General features: G+C 71.6%; 1 protein-coding gene. It reads left to right on the plus strand.

Annotated elements, in window-relative coordinates:
• Window positions 1-31: 31 nt before the first annotated feature.
• Window positions 32-1,618, plus strand: a complete 1,587-nt coding sequence (locus tag ACY45C_RS18880) for a hypothetical protein (protein ID WP_462188905.1) — start codon at window positions 32-34, stop codon at window positions 1,616-1,618.
• Window positions 1,619-1,658 lie beyond the last annotated feature (40 nt).

The following is a 1,658-nucleotide window of genomic DNA, read 5'->3' on the forward strand; positions in this document are numbered from 1 at the left end:
CCTCGAGCCGCCGCGGCACCGCGGACCGTTCGTGCGGGGTGTTCTCGCCGTCGTCGTGGCGGTTCGCCGCTGGCCCTGGATTCTGACCGCCGCGCTCTGCCTGCTGTGCATCGGTCTTGGCATCACCGGTCCGGACACCCCCGCCCAGGAGTACCGGGTCTGGCTGTTCCGGCACGGCGGAGTGGTGCTCTGGGACGATCAGTGGTACGGCGGTCACACCATCCCCGGCTACAGTGTGCTGTTCCCCCCGCTCGGTGCGCTTGTCGGGGTACAGCCGCTCGGCGCGATCTCCTGCGTCGCCTCGACGATGATCGTGACCCGGTTACTCCGCGGTCCTGGCCGGCGGGCCGGGCATGATCTGGTCCTTGTCTGGTTCGCGGTCTCGACGGTGGCGAACCTCGTCGTGGGCCGCATGCCGTTCGCTCTCGGGATGGCCTTCGGTGCGCTGGCGCTGGTCGGCGCGCGGGAACGGCACACGAAGCTGACCTGGATCGGCGCGGTCCTGTCGTCGCTGGCGTCTCCGTTGGCCGGCGGCTTCGTGCTGCTCGTCGGCCTCGCGTTGCTGCCGACGATCGGATGGCGCCGCGCGCTCCCGTTCGTCGGCGCCGGATCCGGCATCATCGTCGTGCTCGCGTTTCCCGAGGACGGGTACCAGCCCTTTCCCGCGGTCACCTTCCTGTCGCTGTTGACCCTCATCGCGGTCGGCCTGCTCATCGTGCCCGGGCACGCCCGGCTCATCCGGCCCATCCGGCACGGCCTGTTGCTCTGGGCGGCCGCGGCAGTGGTCTTCTTCTTCGTGCCCACCCAGGTCGGCGGGAACATCACCCGACCGGCGACGCTGCTCGCCGGCCCCGCCGCGGCGTTGTTGCTCGCCGAACGCCGCCGCGTCCTCGCGGTCGCGGCGATCCCGCTGATCGGCTGGCAGATCGGGCCGGTGCACGGGGCGCTGCTCGTCCACGGCGATCCGTCCGGGTCGAAGGCCTACTACACCGAGCTCCTCGACTACCTCGACCGCGGCGCGCCGGTGCCGGCCGGGCGGGTGGAGATTCCCTTTACTCGGGCCCACTGGGAGGCGCGCTTCGTCGCCCCGTCCGTACCCATGGCCCGCGGCTGGCTGCGCCAGCTCGACAGCAAGTACAACGCGCTGTTCTACGACGGCACACTGAACGCCGAGACCTACCACGAGTGGCTGCTCGCCCGCGGCATCCGCTACGTCGCCCTCCCCGACGTCGAGCTGGATCCCTCCGCGGCCGTCGAGGCCAGGCTGCTGCGGGCCGGTCTGCCCTATCTCGAGCTCGCCTGGCAGAACGCGCACTGGAAGGTGTGGCTCGTCACCGACTCCCCGGGTCTGGTAGAGGGACCGGCCTCACTCACCGAACTGGGGGTGAGTTCGGTCGCGGTCGACTTCCACGCGCCCGGGGTCGCCACGGTGCTCGTGCACTACACCCCCTACTGGCAGCTGTCGGGGGGCACGGCGTGCGTCTTCCGGGCGGCCGGGGGCTGGACGGGCATTCTCACCGAGTCGTCCGGACCGGTGCGCCTGTCCGCCCGGCTGTCCGTCGACGGCCTGACCCGCGCCAGCGCCCTGGACTGCCCGGTCGGTCAGCGTGTCTCCTGACCTCTCGGGGCGGCTGTCGGCGGGTGGGTGCCTCAGCCCC

This window comes from Frankia sp. CcWB2, from assembly GCF_977927585.1.